The organism is Chitinophagaceae bacterium (assembly GCA_030053935.1).
GTDB lineage: Bacteria > Bacteroidota > Bacteroidia > Cytophagales > JASGCU01 > JASGCU01.
Window position 1 is genome coordinate 60,405 of sequence record JASGCU010000002.1, and the last position, 23,021, is coordinate 83,425.

At 29.0% G+C, this 23,021-nt stretch carries 13 protein-coding genes; 7 read left to right on the forward strand and 6 right to left on the reverse strand.

Annotation, left to right across the window (positions count from 1 at the left end):
- Positions 1-8: 8 nt before the first annotated feature.
- The 3 genes from QM536_00445 to ald are packed head-to-tail and all read right to left on the reverse strand — an operon-like array spanning position 9 to position 5,936.
- Positions 9-1,496 (reverse strand): DUF4062 domain-containing protein, encoded by a 1,488-nt coding sequence (locus QM536_00445; GenBank protein ID MDI9355482.1) that lies wholly within the window; start codon positions 1,494-1,496, stop codon positions 9-11.
- 21 nt (positions 1,497-1,517) lie between these two features.
- The gene (locus tag QM536_00450) at positions 1,518-4,778 is read right to left on the reverse strand and encodes a cyclic nucleotide-binding domain-containing protein (protein MDI9355483.1); all 3,261 of its coding nucleotides are present in this window, start codon (positions 4,776-4,778) and stop codon (positions 1,518-1,520) included.
- A gap of 42 nt (positions 4,779-4,820) precedes the next feature.
- Positions 4,821-5,936 carry an alanine dehydrogenase gene (gene ald / locus QM536_00455; protein MDI9355484.1) on the reverse strand — a complete coding sequence of 372 codons (1,116 nt, stop codon included), beginning with the start codon at positions 5,934-5,936 and terminating at the stop codon, positions 4,821-4,823.
- Positions 5,937-6,636: 700 nt separating this feature from the next.
- On the opposite strand from ald, the gene QM536_00460 reads away from it, so the two are divergent.
- The 6 genes from QM536_00460 (at position 6,637) to QM536_00485 (ending at position 16,043) form a co-directional block, all read left to right on the forward strand.
- Complete coding sequence (locus QM536_00460; GenBank protein ID MDI9355485.1) at positions 6,637-8,391, forward strand: Ig-like domain-containing protein; 1,755 nt, start codon at positions 6,637-6,639, stop codon at positions 8,389-8,391.
- Positions 8,392-8,720: 329 nt separating this feature from the next.
- Complete coding sequence (locus QM536_00465) at positions 8,721-10,535, forward strand: tetratricopeptide repeat protein (GenBank protein ID MDI9355486.1); 1,815 nt, start codon at positions 8,721-8,723, stop codon at positions 10,533-10,535.
- A gap of 2 nt (positions 10,536-10,537) precedes the next feature.
- The gene (locus QM536_00470; GenBank protein MDI9355487.1) at positions 10,538-12,799 is read left to right on the forward strand and encodes a 3'-5' exonuclease; all 2,262 of its coding nucleotides are present in this window, start codon (positions 10,538-10,540) and stop codon (positions 12,797-12,799) included.
- Between the two features lie 26 nt (positions 12,800-12,825).
- Positions 12,826-14,070 (forward strand): DNA methyltransferase, encoded by a 1,245-nt coding sequence (locus QM536_00475; GenBank protein MDI9355488.1) that lies wholly within the window; start codon positions 12,826-12,828, stop codon positions 14,068-14,070.
- Positions 14,067-14,699 carry a hypothetical protein gene (locus tag QM536_00480; GenBank protein MDI9355489.1) on the forward strand — a complete coding sequence of 211 codons (633 nt, stop codon included), beginning with the start codon at positions 14,067-14,069 and terminating at the stop codon, positions 14,697-14,699. The genes QM536_00475 and QM536_00480 overlap by 4 nt, the downstream gene beginning before the upstream one ends.
- A gap of 51 nt (positions 14,700-14,750) precedes the next feature.
- Positions 14,751-16,043: an aminopeptidase P family protein gene (locus QM536_00485; protein MDI9355490.1), complete on the forward strand. Its 1,293-nt coding sequence runs from the start codon at positions 14,751-14,753 to the stop codon at positions 16,041-16,043.
- Between the two features lie 20 nt (positions 16,044-16,063).
- Here the strand turns inward: QM536_00485 and QM536_00490 are convergent, their stop codons facing one another.
- Positions 16,064-19,249: a UvrD-helicase domain-containing protein gene (locus tag QM536_00490; GenBank protein MDI9355491.1), complete on the reverse strand. Its 3,186-nt coding sequence runs from the start codon at positions 19,247-19,249 to the stop codon at positions 16,064-16,066.
- A 117-nt stretch (positions 19,250-19,366) separates the two neighbouring features.
- Positions 19,367-20,839: a replicative DNA helicase gene (gene dnaB, locus QM536_00495; protein ID MDI9355492.1), complete on the reverse strand. Its 1,473-nt coding sequence runs from the start codon at positions 20,837-20,839 to the stop codon at positions 19,367-19,369.
- A 566-nt stretch (positions 20,840-21,405) separates the two neighbouring features.
- On the opposite strand from dnaB, the gene bshB1 reads away from it, so the two are divergent.
- Complete coding sequence (gene bshB1 / locus QM536_00500) at positions 21,406-22,122, forward strand: bacillithiol biosynthesis deacetylase BshB1 (GenBank protein ID MDI9355493.1); 717 nt, start codon at positions 21,406-21,408, stop codon at positions 22,120-22,122.
- A 4-nt stretch (positions 22,123-22,126) separates the two neighbouring features.
- On the opposite strand, the gene coaE is transcribed toward bshB1, so the two are convergent.
- On the reverse strand, positions 22,127-22,741 hold the full coding sequence (gene coaE / locus QM536_00505; GenBank protein ID MDI9355494.1) for a dephospho-CoA kinase: 615 nt from the start codon (positions 22,739-22,741) through the stop codon (positions 22,127-22,129).
- Between the last annotated feature and the right edge of the window lie 280 nt (positions 22,742-23,021).

Sequence of the window (23,021 nt, forward strand, 5' to 3'; positions counted from 1 at the left end):
TTTTGTGTTTATTTAGATTCTATAGTATCTATAAAAGGAAATAATATACTTTGGTAAAAATCGCTGTTGTTATAAGTAACGTGTAGTAATTTGTTTTCAAATTTTTTAGGGTCGCTATTATTGTTAATGTAAATTCCGTGTTTTTTTGTAGAATATGTTCCTTCAAAAGCTGGGGTCCTGTGGATATCTTGTATTTTGGATAAAACCCATTGTTCGTTTATTTTTCCATATATTATAAAAGAAGCATCACATTGCTGTAGGTATATTCTATGTAGATTTCGCATTTCTATTATATTTGTTTCAAAATTAGGTGTAATAATATGAAAGTCCATATCTTTAAAAAACTTTACTATAGGAATAGCAATATCGGTATCTATTTTGTCAAAAATAACATAAATACTTTTTTTTTTTTCTATAGCAGATGTTTGGTGTCTTTTTTTTTTAAATTGCTCACCTAAAAAGTGTATTTCTTTTTTTATTAATTCTTTAAGTTCGGCAATATTTCCTTGGAATATATCTAAAAAATAGTCTGTATTAATATCTGTTTTTATTCTATCTATAAAAATATCTTGTTTTTCATAGTGGTTTTGAAAATTTTGTGGTATCCATATTATTTTTTTTAAAAAGTGATTTGTTTGTTTTCGTATATTTTGAGAATAGGATTCTACTATGTTGTATTGTAGTTCTGCAATAGATATTTTATTTTCTTGTGCTTCTGTTCCATAATATTCGCCTATTAGATGGATAGACATAATGCTTTTTTGTATATTCTCTATAATAAATGATTCAATTTCTTCATTTTTTTGGGGTAAGGGAGTTGTTGGTAAAACATTATACCCATAACGTACCAGTTCTCGTTTTATAGTATCTCTTTGATTTACAAGGTCATGTTCTGTAATTGATAAGTATATTGTTTTTTCTTTTTCAAGTTCTTCTTTTTCTGGATATGTATTTTTTGATTGTTGATTTTCGTGTTTTAAATTATGGTAAATATATTTTATATGGTTTGCAATATCTAACATGTTCATCCAGTAAGGGTTTTTTGACCCTTTTCCTAAAAAAGGAATAAGTTCTTCTATTTCCCTTGTAATGTTATTTATTATATAAAATTCATATTTTTGTGTGTTTTTATACTCATTTAGGAATACATCTTCTTCTATTGGTTTTTTTAATACTTCAATTATTGGATATAATTTTTCAAGAGAGCGGTTTTCTTCTGTGTGGTATTTTTCTCCAAATTCTTTTATTTTTTGAACAAGAGTATTTTTTTTATTATAACCAGTGGATACAATAATTATACAAACAAGTGTGTTTTTCCATGTTTCTTTTTCAATAAAAGCATCAGATACTAGTTTTATTGTAAGTGGGACAGGCATTATTTGTATCAAATAAGATCTTAAAATATCCTCAAAACTTTCTATCCATAGAATTTCTTCTTTTTTAGTGTTTCTTTCTGGTTCTGTATAACATATAATTATTTCTGTTCCTATCTGCATTTATGTGTATTTATAAATGATTTAAATTATTTGAATGGTATTTTCAAATACTTTTAGATGTTTGGTTTCTAAAAATATTGCGGTTACTATCTCTTTATATTTTCCTGCTGCTTCAAAAAAGTCTACTGCGGGTAGCACTAAAAGTTCTGTTTTTTCTTGTGCAATATATCTATGTTGATTCGCTTGATATTCTAGTATGGTATCCAATCCTATAACAGAACCTGAGTATAAAGTATCTAATATTTGTTCGCTATCATTATATAAGAGAACTTCTCCATGTAACAATATGTAAATAAACTCATTTTTTTTTATGTTTTGATCTACGAGTATTTTTTTTTCGTTTAGTATTACGTATTTAAAAGATTCTATTATATTTGCAAGAATGTCTTCGGGAATATGTTTAAATAGGAAAATTTTGCTGATAAATAATATTTTTTCGGATAGGAGCATTATTTTTTTTTTGGTATTTTCTTTCCCATAGGATTGTATTTCTGTACGTGTGTTATTTGATAATAAAACTTTATCTAATTCTTTTTTGATGTTTATATCTAATAATTGAGAATAGTATTCGTATGCTCGTTTATCCTTACTATAAATTATATAAGCGCTTGTCTCGTATATTAATTTGTTTTTATGGAATATACAAGCAGATATACTTTGATTCAGAGGTACGTGTTCCATTTCTTTTAGTGCTAATAGTGCTAATACTTTTATCCAGTGGTTTATATTATTGTATCCTCTGTTTATGATAGATAATAAAATATCTTCATTATTTTTAAAATGTATTATTGGATAATATGTTGATAATTTGTCTACTTTATTAGATATATGGTTATCATCAAAAATAATAAATGCTACTTCTTTTAATTCTACGTCTAAAAAAATATCTAGCATTTCTAATGCGAAAGTTATACCTTCTATATTTTTTTCATTGATATTTTCTTTTACTAAAATAACAGATTGAGTATCGTATAGTAGTATCATGAGATTAAATATTTGCTCATTATTTTTCTCATTTTCGTTTTTTAATGATTTTATTATTAATCGTGTTAGATATTCTGTTTCTTCGTGATGACGGAATTTTATAAGGGATTGTATGCAATTGAGATTCCATACTATTTTAGAAAACAGAGATTGAATTTCTGTTTTTATTCGTTCTCTTTGAATTCCTTTTGCTTTATAGTTTAAAAAGCTTAACCAATAAAAAACTTCATTTACAATAATTTTATCATGAAAATCTGTTTTTTTCCATAATCTATTAACACAATCTTGGTTTCCAATGCGTCCTAATATTTGAACTATGAGAAGCATGGTTGCTCTATTTTGTTCTGTTCTATAGAAGGCGGCGTCTATCAAATGAACGACGTTTTCTTGAAGTATAAGGGAAGATTTTGCGAGAAGCGAGTAAGTATGGGTAGAAAGGTTGTCTATAAGTAAATGGTATAATTCGTTGTAGTGTAGAGATGTGGTGCTGATAATGGCTGCTTTTCTTACATCAGGGTCTGAATCTTTTAGGAGATCTATGAGTAAGAGCAAATGCTTATCGTCTTTTTTTATTTGTGAAAGCAATTGAGATAAAAATATTTTGTTTTTTTTGTTAGTTGATTGTGTTATTTTTTTTGATTCCGTATAATCTAAAAGGTATGATCTATTATGAGCGAGGTATTCTACTAATTTTTTAGATTGTTCTTTTAATACGGGTATTGTTTCTTTTTCAGCAAAGATTTTAATTTCTTCTAAATAATGGAAATTATTATACTCAAAGCATTTGGTGTATATAAATTCTCTTATTTTTATATTATCAAATTCCAAAAGATATATGAGGTATTTTTTATAGAGAATAACATCTATTTTTTCTAATATATTGAGTCCTATAATAGCATTATTGTAGTGATTTTCTTGTAGGTTCAGAATAATATTATTCATTATATATGCCTCTATATTATTTTTATTGACATTTTCTATTTCTTGTTTTTGAGACATAAGAGACCGCTTAATAGCTATTTTATATTCATCATACAAGAGTGATGCTAGGATTAATACGGTTACTAAAAGGATAATATTTATGTAAAAATAATGGATAGTTGTAAAAAAATTTAAGGATCCTAATCCTAATAGTATAATTCCTAAAATAAAACTCGATGATTCATTTACAACTCCTTCTATTCTGGACTGGATGTTTAACCGTATTTTGGGATTTAATGGGAGAAAACAATTCTTAAAAGAGAGTGTTTCTATGGCATCCTTTGTAGAGCTGCCAAGAACTCTTCCTATAGCAGTAAATAAGAAGAAAAAAAGATAGTCACTATCATTTTCTTGATAACCGTATATATGCCCTGTGATAACAGAACCTATACAAAATATGGATAGGACAAAGGGCATAATCATAAGAGATGTTTTTATTCCAAAATTGGTTAATATATAATCACTGACTGTTGTTTGAATAATAAATGTCATCCCCACGACAGCGGCATCGTAAAAGGATAGAAAAATGGAAAGGTCTTTTTCTTCTGTGTATCTGATGTCCATCGCTCCTAAATATGCGTTTTCCATCAGCAATTTTGTAGCGGTGGATGCTATGAGAAAAAAACAAAGAATCTTCAAATAATTATTACTGAATAAAAAACTATACGATATTTTATTATTTAATTGGGTGCTCTTGTTTTGTATTTTTGTATCTATATTAAAATCTCGAACCAATATAATTGAGGTAATAAAGAGGCATAGTATTCCAACCACAGATACATTTAATAGGTTCTCAGTTCTAATGAGGTCAAAATTTTTGAGAAAAGCAATAACCATAAAAGTAATAAAAGTAGCAGTGAGCTGCCCCGAATCTATCCCTCCTATAAGTCGCTTCGCCGAACGAATATCAAAAATTCTTCCGAAAGCTCCCCAAAAAACTAAAAATGTTAATGCTTTTATAGGTGATAAAAGAGTAAACATAATAAAGGTTATCCGAACATCACCCGTTAGTTTCAGAATAATCTGTAGTCCGAATACTAATAAAAAAATAAAAAAAAGTATAGTGATAGTTATGGAAGAATATTTTAAGGTATTTTGATAGTGGACAAAGCATAAAGTTCCCATTACTCCTAATACTCCACTCACTATTAAAGCAGGAACTAAATATTCTTTCCCTATACTAAGAAGGAATAGAGTTTCTACTCCTACTTGGTACATGGCAATAAATACGCCCATAAAAAATCCCATTAAGAGGAGAAGTATGATTTGGTATTGTTGTTCGGGTCTCCCCCCTAAGAATATGATTATTTTTTTCATTGCTTTAATACGTTATTTTTATTTTTATGGTATCAGTTTTATTTAATCCAATAGAGAATCTACATTTTTATAAGGGGTATGAAATGCCTCTGATACGGCTTTATACACAACATGAGAATGGATAATATTAAGTCCTAATTTGAGTTCTTTTTGGTCTTTACATGCTTGTTTCCATCCTTTATTTGCTAAATTAACCGCATAAGGAATGGTAGCATTAGTAAGTGCAATGGTAGATGTATAAGGAACTGCTCCTGGCATATTAGCAACACAATAATGAATTACTCCACTTACTTCATAAATAGGGTTTTGATGGGTGGTAGGATAGGTAGTTTCAAAACATCCTCCTTGGTCAACAGCAACATCTACCATAACCGTTCCTTTTTTCATAAACGCAAGCATCTCTTTGGTAATAAGCTTGGGGGCTTTTGCTCCCGGTATAAGAACAGCTCCTATAATCAGATGATGATCTTTGATAAGTTCTCGGATGTTATATTCATTACTCATAAGGGTCTTTACATTTTTTGGCATTATATCATCTAAATAACGTAATCTTTCCAAACTTATATCAAGTATAGTAACATCTGCGTTAAAACCTGCTGCCATCTTTGCTGCTTCTGTTCCTACCACACCTCCTCCTATGATTAATACTTTTGCGGGTCGTACGCCGGGGACTCCTCCAAGTAAAATTCCCATTCCTCCCATTGGTTTTTCTAAATATTTTGCACCTTGTTGGATAGACATTCTCCCCGCTACTTCAGACATTGGTACGAGGAGCGGAAGTGATTTGTCTTCTTTTTCGACTGTTTCGTAGGATAAACATACTGCTCCATTATCTATCATAGCTTTAGTAAGTTTTTGATTGGATGCAAAATGAAAATATGTAAATAACAGATGGTTTTTTTTTACTAATGTATATTCTTCTTCAATGGGTTCTTTTACTTTTATAATCATTTCAGATTTTTCATATACGGAATCTATAGTAGGTAATACAGATGCTCCTCCTATCCGATAATCTTCATCACTATAACCACTTCCCGAACCTGCTGACTCTTGAACGTACACATCATGTCCTCTTTTTATTAATTCTGCAACACCACTCGGAATAGCGCCTACTCTATTCTCATTGTTTTTTATTTCTTTTGGTATTCCTATAATCATTGTATTATTTGTTTTTTATTGTTAAATAGTGTCTGCAACAAACTTTTTAGTTTTTATTCAATTTTTCGAAGTGTTTTTTTTGCTCCCTTCAAATAAAAAATCTTTTTTCTTCTTACTATGAAATACCAAACCCTTGTTGGTTTGTCTTTATTTTCATAATTATTTGTTTTGCTTATTTTATTGCTAAAATAAGCATTTTTTATTTATTTATGTATAATAAGCCATACAATGATTCTTTTTGATAGAAATAAATAGTTTTTTTTATGTAGTTTCACAACAGTATCGTTTTGTGCTATATTTGTTTTGCTGAAATATTTAGGTTATGAATATATTAACATTACCTCTTTTTCTATTAGTTGATGACTTTTACTGAATATGGTATTGGTAATATCATCAAAATATATACTACAGCTTTTACAATAGTAAGTTTAGCAATGGGCTTCTATTTACCATTTCCTTTTTTACGACAATTGCTTCCTCAACAGTGGGGACATATAACTTTATCTTTTCCTCAATGCAATTTACGTAAACAATCCCGGCATTCTGAAGTATTTATCATTTTTACAAGTTTAATTTTAAAAAAAATTGAACATATATCAAAAATGACTAAAATAAATATTATGTTATTATTTTACCATTCTAAACGCTCTTAAGAGCGAAAAAAATATGAACACATATCAAAAATAACCAAAATAATATTATGTTATTATTTTATTTTTTTACCAATCTAGAATCTACTAAGATAGTTATTTTTTATAGTATACTCTATTTATTTTGTTCTTGTGCAAGCCAGTCATCTCTCACCGGAGGAAAAAAAGACACCATTCCACCGACTCTTATTGCTTCCATTCCCAAAAACAACTCTACAAATTTCAAAAACAAAAAAATTATACTTACCTTTAGTGAAAGTATTCAAGAAAAAAACCTAAAAAATAATCTTATCATAACCCCAAACTATGATAATACTTTTCAACAAACCATATCAAATAAAACTCTCATACTTTCATTTCGTAAAAACTGGAAAGACAGCACTACCTATACCTTAAATTTTAATAATACTATTGCTGATACGAGAGAAAAAAATGAAGCAAAAAACCTAACTCTTTCTTTTTCCACAGGAAATACTATTGATACTCTTTCTATAAACGGAGTAGTAACGGATTTAATGAACAATAAATCTATAAATAATGCCACCGTCTCTCTTTTTTACTCCAAAGACACCTGTAATATCCTAAACTGCAAGCCCCTTTACCTTGCTTATACGAATGAAAAAGGTTTCTTTCGTATTACAAATATAAAAAAAGGATATTACATTCTATTTGCTTTTGAAGATAAAAATAAAAACTCAAAAGCCGAACCCGATACCGAACCATCCGGTTTTATAAAAGATACATTACAAATAGAACAAAATACTGACTCATTAAAAATAAAACTATCCACCATAGATATACGTCCAATAAAAAAAATATTCAGCAAAGCCAACGGAACATATTTTGATGTAAAATACAATAAACCACTTGTAAAATGCAAAGTAATTATTGCAAAACAAGATTCTCTCAAGCAACCTAAATACAGATATGCCTTTGTAGAGAATAAAACAACTGTAAGATTTTATAACAGAACCAAAAAATTTGATAGTGCTAAAATTATCTTACAGGTATTTGATACTACTTTTTGCACAAAAATAGATACTTTTTTTCTAAAATTTCAACCCTCCAAAAAGCAAAAAACACCATTTTATTACTCTCTCAATCCTAACAATAAAACCGAAGAACTTCAAAAAATATTTATTACTTTTTCAAAACCACTCCTTCTTTTTAATTGGAACAAAGTTTTTATCACTTACGATAGCGTCCCATATAAACAACCATTAGACACATCTCACGTTATATGGAACGAAAATAAAAACATAGTTTCTTTTATGCTCAAACTCAATAAAAATTTCATACGGTATAAAACGGACTCTCTCAAAAAAGAATTTTCAAAAATAGAAAAGGATACCGCTTCCCCATACTATACCACAATAAAAAAAAAAATAAATACCTTTTCAAAAATAAAAGAAAATTCTTTTTACATCTCTTTCCAAAAACAATGTATTATTTCTATAGATTTAGATACTCCAAAAACCCAATCTTTCCTTTATTCTTTTTATGAAACAGAAAACTATGGTATTATTTCAGGAAAAATAAACACTTCTCAAAAAAAATATATTTTACAACTTATAAATAAAGATTACAAAGTAATACAAGAGATCCCTCATACAAAAGATTTTACATTCTCTCTTATTCCACCCGGTGATTATTCATTTCGTATATTAATAGATAGTAATGAAAATGGAATATGGGAAAATGCGAATATAATAGAAAAAAGACAGCACGAACCTGTCTTTTTTTATGATACATTTATAAATATACGAGCTAATTGGACCATTGATAATATAAATATAACTTTCTAAATAATGCATAAGTTATTGTATTTCAAATTGTTATATTATTGTTCAAAATTATTTTATAATGTTAATAAAATAAATAATATCTATTTTTATCCACATTTTTTTGTTTTTATGTGTATAAAGTACTACTTTATGTGTATTATTATAAATAACTGATAATCAATTACTTATGATTTTTTAATAATTATTTTGTTTTATGAAACTACCATAAAGAGTTATGTTACAAAATACTACAATAATATATTAACATATTAACATATATAATAATAACAACAATTCATATATATACTATATAATTATAAATACTACTCACCTATAAATGTGAATAAAAAATGAAAAAAAAAATATTAGTATTATTGATACTATTGTTATCATTCAAAAATATATACCCACAAGATTATAAAAAAATACAATTAGCAGAGGAATATCACAAAAAAGACGATTTTAAAAAAGCAATAGATATTTATAAAGAACTCGCTATAAATGACAAAAATATTCCATTTATTCATGAAAATTATATGGATATAATGATACAAAAAGCACTTTATAAAGATGCCATTCAGTATATTCAAAAACAGATAAAAAAAAATCCCATTTTATATAACTATAGAGTAGAAGAAATTACTATATATATAAAACAAGAGAACGATAACAAAGCAAATATCAAATTTGAAGAACTTATAGAAAAAGTGAAAAATGATGAGAATACAGTAAAAACAGTCGGAAAATATTTAATAAACAAAGGATTGAGAGAATATGCCGAAAAATTGTATCTCACTGCAAGAGAAGCAAGTAAAAAAAAAGATTCCTATTCTTTGGAACTAGCAAATATATGGAGCATACTAAAAAAAATAGAACCCATGCTTAACGAATACATATTTTTTTTAGAACAATACCCCGAACAAATAGAATATGTAGAAAATAATTTACAAAATATGCTTACCGAAGAAGAACACAGACAACAATTTCAAATGCTTTTGTTAGAAAGAATACAAAAAAATCCACAAATAAAAGTGTTTTCAGAACTACTTATATGGCTTTATATTCAAGAAAAAAAATACGAAGACGCTTTTATTCAAGTAAAATCATTAGACAGGAGAGAAAAAAACGGAGGAACTCGTGCTTTTCATATAGCACAAATAACATTTGAAAATAAAAAATATCAAGAAACTATTCACATAGCAGAATGGATATGTAATAATTTTAAAAATGGAGTACACTCTATACCCGCAAAACATCTTATTATAAAAAGCAAAGAACTTTTAGTAAAAGAAAAATACCCCATTTCAAAAGATAGTATTACAATGGTTATACAAGAATATGATTCTTTGTTAAAAGAAGTGAAAAATATTGCATTGACTCATGAAATAAAAAGAGAAAAAGCATTACTCTACGCTTTTTACTTAGATGAATTGTTAACAGCAAAAAAAATAATAGAAGATATCATCCAAAATGGAAATAGAGACAAAAAAAATTACGCATACTGTAAAATGGATTTAGGGGATATATTCATATTATTGAACGAACCATGGGAAGCATCGCTTTTATATTCACAGGTAGAAAAAGAAAATAAAGAAACACCCATAGGATACGAAGCAAAACTCAAAAATGCAAAACTCCACTATTACCAAGGGAATTTTGAATTAGCAGAAGCACACCTCAATATATTAAAAGCAGCTACAAGCAGAGAAATATCAAATGATGCTCTTTTTTTAGCATCTATGATACATAATAATACTGTTTCAGATACATCTGAAAAACCAGTAAAAAAATTTGCAGAGATAGAACTTTTATTATTTCAAAATAAAAAAAAACAAGCAAAAGAAAAATTAGAATTATTGCTCAAAGAATACCCATATCATGAAATAAGAGATGAAGTATGGTTTCAACTCGCTAAGATAGAAATAGAATTTCAAAATTATATGAAAGCCATAGAATATTATGACCTTATAATAGAAAATTTTGCGGATGATATTTTATCTGACGATGCACTTTTTTTGAAATCAAAAATATTAGAAGAATACATACAAGACCAAGAGAATGCTAAAAAATATTATACAGAATTAATACACAAATATCCAGGAAGTATGTATGTAACGGAGGCAAGGAAACGTTATAGAATACTACGAGGTGATATACAAAAATAAAAATGGATTACTTAGAAGAATTAAATGAAAAGCAGAGAGAAGGGGTTTTAGAAACAGAAGGACCTACTATAATAATAGCAGGAGCAGGTTCAGGAAAAACAAAAGTATTAACAACTCGTATAGCATATCTTATTAAAGAAAAGGGAGTAGATGCTTTTTCTATAATGGCACTTACATTTACCAATAAAGCAGCAAAAGAAATGAAAAAACGCATAGAAACTATATGTGGAACAGAAGCATATAATATATGGATGGGAACTTTTCATTCACTTTTTGCAAAAATTTTGAGAATAGAATCTGAAAAAATTGGATACCCCCGTAATTTTACCATTTACGATACCGAAGATTCAAAAACACTCATCAAAAATATACTGAAAGAACAAAATTTAGATGATAAGGTCTATAAACCCAATAGTGTATATTCCCGTATTTCACATTCTAAAAATAATCTCATAGATTGGAAAACATATCAAAACGACGCATACTCCACTGAAAACGATGCAAAATTTGGAAAACCGATGATGGGAAAACTCTACCAAATGTATTGCGAAAGATGTTTTAAAGCACAGGCAATGGACTTTGATGACTTGCTTTTCAATACCTATATTTTATTCAGAGATTATCCAAACACATTAGAAAAATACCAAAATAAATTTAAATACGTATTGGTAGATGAATTTCAAGATACAAATATGTGCCAATACCTCATAATAAGATTATTAGTAGATATATATAAAAATATATGCGTAGTAGGAGATGACGCACAGAGTATATATTCTTTTAGAGGAGCTACTATTGAAAATATTTTAAACTTCAATAAAGATTTTCCCAACACAAAAATTATAAAATTAGAACAAAATTATAGATCTACTCAAAACATAGTAAATATAGCCAACTCTATTATAAAGAAAAATATACACCAAATACACAAAGAAGTATGGACAGAAAATGAACGCGGAGCATCCATAGAACTTATAAAAGCAATGACAGAAACAGAAGAAGGAAGGTTAATAGCCAGTAGTGTTTTTGAAACTAAAATGAATAATCAATATCAAAATAAAGAAATTGCTATATTGTACAGAACACATTCTCAATCCCGTGTAATAGAAGAATCTCTCCGAAAAATAAATATAAAATATAAAGTGATAGGGGGTATATCTTTTTACCAACGAAAAGAAATCAAAGATTTATTAGCATATTTTAGATTTACCTTGAATACAAATGATGAACAGGCAATGCGAAGGATTATTAACTTCCCAAAGAGAGGGATAGGGGATACTACCATAGATAAAATAATAGTATCCGCAGACGAACAAGGGCTGAATATATGGAATGTAATGGAAGAAAATATTCACAATGTATTGAGTAAAAGAAATGCAGAAACTATAAGCCATTTTGTAACCCTTATAAAAACATTTCAAATAAAAGAAAAAGAATTAGATGCATATGAACTCGCTCATTATATAGCAAAACATTCCGGTATTTTTAGAGAATTGTATGATGATAAGACCCCCGAAGGTATTGCAAGAGCAGAAAATATACAAGAATTACTCAACGGTATAAAAGAATTTGTAGAAAATAATGAAAGTATAGATAAAAGCCTCTCCTCTTTTTTACAAGAAATATCTTTATTAACTGACACCGATATGAAAAACGAAAAAAACGATGATTATGTATCCCTTATGACCGTTCACAGTGCAAAAGGTTTAGAGTTTAAAGCAGTGTATGTGGTAGGCTTAGAAGAGGAACTCTTTCCATCGGCTCTTTCTATGGGGAAAAAAGAAGAAATAGAAGAAGAAAGAAGATTATTTTATGTAGCACTTACACGAGCAGAAAAATATCTGTATTTAAGCTACGCACAAAGTAGATTCTCATTTGGCTATTCAAAACATTCCGAACCCAGTAGATTCTTAAAAGAAATAGACCAACAATACATAAAAATGTATAAACCACAGTATAGTAATAGAACAGAAAATAATATAATAACAGTAGCATCCAGCGTTCAAAATTTTGAAAGAAATAACTTTAATACTCATAATAATAGTAGTATTCTCAATAAAATAAACAATGCTCCATCAAAAAATTTTGTTCATAGTGATACATCTAAACTAGAATTGGGTATGAGAGTAGAACATCAAAAATTTGGAATGGGGAAAGTAATAAAAATAGAATCTATAGGGGTAGAGAAAAAAACCACCATTTTATTTGAACAATATGGAGAAAAAACACTTATTTTACAATTTGCTAAATTAAAAATATTATAACAAAATGTGTTTTTTTATAAAAAATAATGATAAATAATAAACCGTATATTGAAACAATTATTGAAATCAGCCATTCTTATTTACAAAAAACATTTTCAAATAAAGAATATTTTGATGAATGTATTGAAAAAGTAAGTTTTCTAAAAGAATATACAAACACAAAAGAAATTATTGATAGTTTTATAAAAATTTATATTGACCTTGTGAAGCAAGATTATCAAAATCAATATAAAAAAATCAACAAAAAACTTGTTGATTTTCTTGAAGCGAAAGACGATGGTATAAAAATTATTTGGGGAAATTGTCTTGAAGCAATGCGTGGTATGAAATCAGAATCAATACATGTAATGGTTACATCTCCCCCATATTATAATGCTCGTGAATACTCTCAATGGAAAAACTTAAATAATTATTTAGATGATATGCGGTTAATTATAAGAGAAGCGTATAGAGTATTAGATAACCATCGTGTTTTTGTTTTTAATGTTGGTGATATTTTTGATAACGATAATATTGCAACTACTTCCACTTGGGGAAAACGTCGTATTCCGCTTGGGGCTTACTTTACAAAAATATTTGAAGAAGAGGGCTTTACATTTGTTGATGATTTTATTTGGGACAAAGGCGAAGTGCAAAGTGAACGACACAAGAACGGAAACAAGCCGTATCCTTTTTATCAATACCCGATGAATTGTTATGAGCATATTTTTATTTTTCATAAACACAGAAACGATGCAACACGATATCCTTGTCCTGTTTGTGGATGTTTAAAAGTAAATGGAAATGCGTATTCTGAAATTGGAATAAAAAGTTGGGAATGTAAAAATTTAGAATGCTTTGAACGAAGTGAGGCAAATCGAGGAAAAAGATTTTCGCTTAAAACAATTACGACACAAGGAAGACAAGAAGAAAAATTTGCTATTGAAAAAGAATATATAAAAAAATGGCGTAGGGATATAATAAAAATAAATCCCGTTATAAAAATAAATTCAAAAGGTGAAAATACTCTTGGGCATACCGCACCATTTCCCGCTGAAATTCCCGAATTTGCTGTCCAAATGTATTCTTATCCAAACGAATATGTTTTAGACCCTTTTGGTGGTAGTTTTACATCTGTAATAACAGCAAAACAATTCGGAAGAATTGGAGTGGGAATAGAATTAAATAAAGAAATGTTTAAAAAAAGTAGTATGCAAAATTTAAAAAAACACTTACAAACCGAATTATTTGATAAAAAAAATATACAAATTTCAGAAATAGATTTATTATGAATGAGTTAGACGACAAGAAAAAACAAGTCATTGGACTTTACGGCGAAATGCGTTTGTCAATGGAATTGCACGAACTTGGTTGGCAAGTTCATAGAGCTTATATTGACGAAGGTATTGATTTTACAATTACTAAATACTATTGCCCAAACTGTAAAAAATACAGTAATCAATATGTTCGCTACACTATGCGCAATGAAAAAAATGTTAAATGCGTTACTAATCTTTGTGAGCATTGTAAAGAAACGGAGTTGGAAGTCATTTCGCGGTATTTACAAGTAAAAACTTCGGAGGGTATTAAAACCGAAAAAGACGATGTCCGAAAATTTAGTTTCCACCCTAAAATTAGGTATGATATGGGTAAAGAAGTGTTTTATGTTTGGATTGCAATTTTTAATGATACAAAAGAAAAAAAGTGTCATTTTTATATTCTCAACACAAAAGATGTTAAAAAATTTGACAACATAAATTTAGACACATACCAAATTACAGATAATCAAAAAACCGAATTGCCGATTAGAACCGATGGGGTTGTATTAAAAAAAGGTACTGCAAGCACAGGATACGACTATTCTGTTTTTAATACAAGGTTCTACAATGATTTCGGAGCGTTGGAAATTGAAATAAAATAATAATTTTAATTACCAGATAAACAAATATTACACACATACACATAAAATACAATGAGATATTTACCAATAGGAAACGAATTATTTATTAAAAACAGAGAGAGGTTAGTTCAAAAACTAAAACAGAATAGTGTTGTTATTATACATTCTAATGATATTTTACCAACAAATGCAGATGGAATAATACCATTGAAACAAAATGCAAATTTATTTTATTTAACGGGGATAGAACAAGAGGAAACTATTCTTCTACTTGCTCCAAATTTTCCCGACCCAGAATGCAGAGAAATTGTTTTTATATTAGAGTCTGACGAAGAAAAAGAAAGATGGGAAGGTCATAAATATACTCAAGAAGAAATTACTATTATTTCGGGTATTCGTAATGTTAAATTTGTAAAAGAATTTGATAGTACATTACTAAAAATATTAGCAGAAACTGAAAACATTTATTTAGAATCAAATGAGCATATAAGGTCTATTAATAAAACAGAAACGAGAAATGATAGATTCATTAAATCTTGCAAAGAACAATATCCTCTTTATGAATACGAAAGATTATTTCCTCTTATGCGAGATTTAAGAATGATTAAACAACCACGTGAAATAGAACTCATTCAAGAAGCATGCAATATTACCGAATTAGGGTATAGAAATATATTAAAAACCATCAAAAAAGGAGTGAAAGAATATGAAATAGAAGCAGATTTTATTTCCACATTTATAAGAAATAGATCCAGAGGATTTGCTTATATACCAATCATTGCGGGCGGAAAAAACAGTTGTATATTACACTATACCCAAAACAATAATAGTATTCAAGACGGAGAGGTTTTATTGATAGATGTAGCAGCGGAATATGCAGGGTATAACTCAGATATAACCCGCACTATTCCTGTGAGTGGAAAATTTACAAAAAGACAAAAAGATGTTTATAATGCTGTTTTACGGGTAAAAAATGAAGCAACAAAAATACTTTCACCGGGTATTACTATTATAGAATATCAAAAAGAAGTTGCTCGTATAATGGAAAAAGAACTATTAGATTTGAAACTTATATCTAAAACGGATATACAAAAACAAGACTCCTATAACCCTGCATATAAAAAATACTATATGCATAACCCATCGCATCATTTAGGAATAGATATTCATGATGTATCTACTTTTTATAAAAAAATAGAAGATAATATGGTTTTTACGGTAGAACCGGGAATATATATATCAGAAGAAAATTTAGGTATACGTTTAGAAGACAATATACTGATAACAAAAAAAGAAAATAAAAACCTTTCGAAAAATATTCCAATAGAAATAGAAGAGATAGAATATCTTATGAACACAAAGTAATGTTTCACGTGAAACATTACTTATAAGATTCTTTGTATTTCTCCTTCTTGAATATAAATAGTATATATGAAAATGTTTTTATAACCAAAGTTTTGGAGTATTTTTGGAATGTATTGATATGAATTATGGTGATGAGGGATATTTGTTTTTTTGTTTATTGTGTATTCTATAAGTATAGCATCTTCTTTTTTTGTTAATAAAGTGTCAAGTTTTTTGTAAGTAGAATTATACGGATTTAAAAATTCTATATTTGTTTTTATGTTCCATTCCCCAGAAAACCAGTTTTGTGTCATTTCTTTTTCAAAAAGAGCGTTTATGTGATTAGATATTTCTGCTTTTTCTGCTTGTGATATGTTTTCTTTTAAAGATAATTTTTGAATATGGAAATCAATTTCTTTTTTATTTTTAATTTTTTTTAAAAGGGTAGAGTATAAAAAAAACATTTTTGTTTGAGAAAGAATATTTGTTTTTTCTTCTAAAAAACGAGTTTGTTTTTTGAGCAATAATTTATTTTTCCATTCATGTGAAATATAATGCTGTAATAAAATAGATTTTGTGCTGCTTTTTAATTCAGTGTTTTTTATGTATGATAGGTTTCCATAAGAAAAAGAATGTATAAAGTTTTCTTTTTTTAATTGAATATTATCTAAAACTGTATTTTTCGATGAAAAAAAAACAGAATAGAGTAAATCAGCAGATGTTTTTATTTCTGTATACATATTTTCTTTTTGAGAGTTTATATTTCCAAGAATAAAAAGATTTTGTTTTGCCCGGGTAAATGCTACATATAAAATATTTATATTATCTAAGTAGTTGTTTTTTAATTCTTCTTCGTATTGGGTATCCATGAAGGTTTGTTGAAGAGAAGCATTATATAGAACAGGAACAAAACTTGGTTTAGGAACATTTGTTTTTTCTTCATTTGAACACCAAATAATCTGATTATACTTATCGGTGTCTAATTTCCAGTGACAGAACGGGATTATAACGGAAGAAAACTCTAATCCCTTTGATTTATGAATGGTCATTATTTTAATAGCATTTTGTTCTTCTGATATACGGACAACGTGCTTGTTTTTTGTTTCTTCCCACCATTCTAAAAAAGATCCTATTTCTCCCCCCTTTTTTTTATGAAACTCTAAAACGGCATCTTGAAAGGATAAAATATAGGGATATTCTGCATTGATGGTGTCTAAATGAAATATTTTTATAAGGGTTTCTGTAAGATTAATGAGTGGTATAAAAGAAAGTGCTTTTAAGTTTTCTGTGTATTCTAATGGAATAGTATGTGAGTAATCTTGTGTAAATATATCAGATGCTTTTTTGGTTTGAGAATATTGAAGGGTAAAATAAAAAGAAATGAACTCGTTTTTTGAAAGAATATCTTTTGGATTATAAATATATTTGAGAGCAGATATAAGTAGCATAACGGATAAAGAATTACTTACCTGTAAGGATTCGGGAGAAATAAAGTCGTATACATAAGTGCCTTCGTTATGAGATTGTTTTAATAAAAGGGCATCACTTATTATTTTTGCTTCACTGGATTTTCTTACGAGTATACAAATATCTTTTAATGTTCCTCCACTTTCTTGAATTTTTTCAATAATAGCAATGGTTTCTGATATAATATGTTCTTCTGAATCTGTATCGTTGGAGTTTTTTTTTTGTTTTTCTACGAGACAAATTTCTACAACACCTGCGGTGCTTTGGGTTGATTTTTGATTTACATCTTTGTAGATATCGGATAGTTCTGCTCTATTTTTCTCATGAAGAATATTTATATGTTTCATTACATTTTCAAAAAAACAATTATTGAAATTAACAATGATAGGGGAACTCCGGTAGTTAAATGGTAGTATTTTGGTTTGTGTGTTGTAAAAATCTTGATGAATTTTTTTTTGGAGAAGGTTTATTTCACTTCCTCGCCACCTATAAATAGCTTGTTTAGTGTCACCTACTATTAAATTTTCAAAACCTTGACTTATACTATTGGTGAGGAGTGGTTTAAAATTATTCCATTGGAAAGCAGAAGTATCTTGAAATTCATCTATAAGAAAATGAGAATAAGCATTTCCTGTTTTTTCATAGATATAATGTGCATCGTTTTCTTCAATAATTTTTTTTAGAAAATCAGAAGTATCAGAAATAAGCATAAGGTTCTCCTGACTTACATAATCACGAACTTCTTGAATGAGATACTGGGTAATTCCTAATGTGTATATGTTTCTCATTATGATTTTTGCGGTAAAATAATGCTTACCTTCCCTGTCAACAAAATCAATAATTGCAGTGTAATTATTCATAAGCCCATCATCCATGGCTTCTTCTATTTTTTGCTTTATAAATAATTCCTTATTTTTAGTAATAAAAGATTCTCTCTTGTTTATTGCATCTCTTCTGCTCTGAGTAATGGTGTAATCTTTGCTTTCGAAGAGCAAAAAAAGACCAATGGGTCCTCGTTTTCCGTTATTAAAATCATCTATTGTTAATCCTTTTTTATGTATTATGGAAAGAGAATCTGCTACTATTTTTTCTATGTGTGATTCAAAAAAAACAATACTTTTTTGGAGATGTTTTTTGTAATTATTATATTCTTCAAAACCAAAAGACACAATGTTCTCTTGAATTTTTTTAAACCGTTCTTTGAAAATATCTTGACCAAAATTTTGTATATCTTTTCTAATATTCCATGATTTTCCTTCTTCTAATTTTTGAATAGCAAAATCCACTAACCATTCCGTAGGAAAAAAATCCTTATTTCCTAATTTTGCTATTATTTTTTCTAAAATAGCATCTAATATCTTATCAGAATCTACTTCTATGGTGGTGTGAGATTCTAAGCCTATTTCTTTTGCGAAGGATTTGATAATTTTTTGAAAAAATTTATCAATAGTAAATATGGAAAATTGACCATAGTTATGAAGTATTTTGGTAAGAACTTCTTTTGATATGGCGACAACTTCTGTTTCTTTTAGTTTGCAATGAAATGCGACATCTGATAAAAGTTTTTTTTCTTTTCCTTGAGAAAGATGAAACAGATTTTTAAGGATTCTGTTTTTCATTTCCTCAGTTGATTTATTTGTAAAAGTAACGGCTAAAATCTTTATGAAATAATCAGGAGATTTAAGAGCCAAACAGATATAATAAAAGGCAAGAGTATATGTTTTCCCTGAACCCGCAGAAGCATGATATATATGAAGCATTGTTTTGAATTATGAATTATAAATGCTATTAAGAACGAAAATAAATATATTTCCTTCTTTTATAAGTATTTTTATTGATAAGATAAATGGAAGAAAGTAATGAATAATGCAATAAACTTAAAACGGCGGGGGGGTGTTCTCGGTTGATTCATCAGATGTATTTTTATGTCCCTTATTAATCTTACTTGGAATTATGATTCTTGCTTTGTCTTCTGAGGACGAAGAAGCGTATTCTAAATTACTGAATTTGGTATATTTACCAATATACCTCAGCTGAACATCTTTTAAGGAGCCATTTCTATGCTTTGCAATAATTATTTCTCCGGTATTGATAGAAGGACTCCCGTCAGCGGTTTGATTTAATCCATAATATTCGGGTCTATAAATAAAAATTACCATATCTGCATCTTGTTCTATAGAACCAGATTCTCGGAGGTCTGAGAGTTGAGGTCTTTTATCTCCGCCACGTTTTTCTACTTCCCTACTCAGCTGTGAAAGAGCAATGACAGGAATATCTAATTCTTTTGCTAATTTCTTTAAAGACCGGGAAATAAAAGCTATTTCTTGCTCTCTGTTCCCTCCTCCTGTATTTTTATGGGTTTCTCCTTGCATCAGTTGTAAGTAGTCAATAATAACAAGTTGAATGTCATACTTTGTCTTCATTCGTCTTGCTTTAGCTCGTAATTCCATAACGCTGAGTGCAGGAGTATCATCAATATAGATAGGTGCGGAAGAAAGAGCATCTGTTTTACTAATAAGTTGCTCCCATTCTCGCTCCGAAAGAGTCCCTTTCCGTATCTTTTCTGACTCTATCTCTGACTCGGCGGAGATTAACCTATTGACTAACTGAATAGAACTCATCTCTAATGAAAAAAATGCTATTGGTTTTTGATATTCTATTGAGGCATTTCGCATAGCAGATACGGCAAAAGCGGTTTTTCCCATACCAGGTCTCGATGCTATAATCACAAGGTCAGATTTTTGCCAACCCGAAGTAGTTCTATCTAATTCTATAAACCCTGAAGGAACACCTGTAAGCCCATCTTTTCTGTTTTTTTTTGCTTCTAATTCTATCAACGCCTTTTGCATAAGGGTAGACATTGTTTCAAAGTTCTTTCTTATATAAGATTGTGAAATTTCATAAAGAGTTTGTTGGGTTTTGTCTAATAAATCAAAAGCATCTGTAGATGGTTCGTAGGCATTGTTCTGCACCTCAAAAGAATTCTGTATCAGCTCCCTTTTGATAGAAAGCTCGTTAATAATTCTTGCATAACTTTCTATGTTCGCAGTAGAATTTACAGGTAAGGTCAGCTCTGCCAGGTATTTAACTCCTCCAATTGCTTCCAACGTTCCGTTTTTCGACATCTGATTCTTCACTGTCAGTATATCTACAGGTTTAGAATCTTTGAATATCTCCTCTATTGCCCTATAAATGTTCTGATGGCTGATATTATAAAAACACCCCGGCTTGAGAATATCTATCACACTGCTCAGAGCATCTCTTTCAAGCATCAACGCCCCCAAAATTGCCTGCTCTAATAGGACATCATTTGGGGGAATAGTCCCATATTTCTTCTTTAAATCATCCATTGGTTAATCTCTCTCTTGGTTTTATACTCATTACAAATTAAATTAAAAAAATAAATCAATATTAATGATCCCTTTAATAGCAATTAAACAGGTAAAAAAGTAAAATAATAACATACTCTTTATTTTAGTCATTTTTTATATATGTTCGTTTTTTTTAAATGTAAAATTGTAAAAATGATACCAATACATAAGACCGTTGTAAAACTAAATAAAAAAAAGTGTTCATTAAGATTAAGATATTTTCCCTAACCACCCCAACCCCTCCTTTTAAGGAGGGGAGTTACTATTGATGGGTTATAAAAATTGATTTATTCAAAGAAAAAGTGTTGGTAACTATTGATTTTTAAGGGATACAGTTTTTAGGATTTTCATTTTTAGAATCTTTCTATAGAAGATTGTATATTTCATTGAGTACTTTTTTTTACGCAAACAATATCTTGAAAAAGTTTATTGTAGCACTTTTAAAAGGTAAAAGTATGAAATTTTATTATATTTTTGGGTAATGGGAGTAATTTTATAAGATCAATATTACATTAACAATACCGTACATTTTAACAATAGCATAGATGAAAACAGATATTTTAGCAATAGGTGCCCATCCTGATGATGTGGAGCTTGGCTGTGGTGGAACTCTCATTGCTCATAGAGAGAAGGGATATAGAGTAGTGGTACTAGATTTAACAAAAGGAGAGTTAGGAACGAGGGGTTCGGTGCAGATAAGAGCAGAAGAATCTTGGCGAGCAAAGGAAGTTATGGGTGTAGAAGAGCGTATAAATGCGGGGTTCAGAGATGGTTTTTTTGTAAATGATGAATGGCATCAGAGAGAGCTTATAAGATATATTCGTTTGTATCAACCAGATGTAGTATTGGCAAATGCTATTTGGGATAGGCATCCCGACCATGGAAAAGGAGCAAAACTTGTTTCGGATGCTTGCTTTTTATCGGGTTTATCAAAAATAGAAACTCTTTTTCACGATGTTCCGCAGATTCCTTGGCGACCAAAAAAGATATATCATTACATTCAGAGTAAGTTCATTGTTCCTGATATTATAGTAAATGTTTCGCCTTATTGGAAAAGAAAGATAGAAGCCGTTCAATGCTACGTTTCTCAATTTTACGATCCTCATAATACTCAACCAAATACATATATTAGCTCCCCTGAGTTCCTTAAAATGATAGAAGCAAGAGGTAAAGAACTTGGGCATTCTATAGCAGTAGAATACGGTGAGGGATTTACCAAAGAGAGTCATATTGGGGTGAATAGTTTTTTTGATATTTTGTGAATTTCTATATTGAGCAGATAGATGCAGTAAATTGATTGTGTATGGCAATAATTTGAGGGAGTAACATTGTTTTATCATCGTTTAAGATGAGATGCGTTGCTTTGGTGATGGCTTTTTGTTCGGTAATTTGGGAATTTATAATAGAGGTAATCTCTTCCATGGTTCTTTGTGGGTCTCTCTTTTGTATCCTTTCTATTCTCACTTGTTTGGGTGCAGAAATATAGAGTATGCAATCCAAAAATTTGTACTCCTCCGTTTGTAAAAGCAGGGCGGATTCTTTTATTATATACTTGTGGTGCATATTTTTTTGTGTCCATTGGCTAAAATCTTTTGCTACTACGGGATGCACGAGGGCATTTATCAGGTCTAGTTTTGTTTTATCTTGAAAAACAATCTCCGCTATATATTTTGCATTTACTTCTCCAGAATTATGATAAGCATCCTTCCCAAATTGTTTTTTTATTGCTTCTTTGAGGTCTGTATTATTCCTCATCACTTGTTTTGCTGCAGTATCAGCGCTATATAAAGGGACTCCTAATGTTTGAAAGATTTTACCAACGAGGGATTTTCCTGCACCAATGCCACCTGTTATTCCTACCACTTTTGTTCTTTTTTTCATAATTTTACCTTGTTTTTCTATGGGCTTATATTTTTTTGTAATATGTATAGAGGAGTTCTAAAAATTAAATATTTGAAAATCATATAAATATATGTACTTTTTAACAAAAAAATATGTATTATTGCAATAATATGTATTTTTGTAAAAAATAGTATGAGCAATGAAAATTACAAAAAAACAGGTAAAAATGGGATGTTTGATTCGGAGTTTATTCAACAAGATGCGTCTCATTTAGGAAATCCATTAGAAAAAATAAGCAAGGTGTTGGATTTTGAGATAT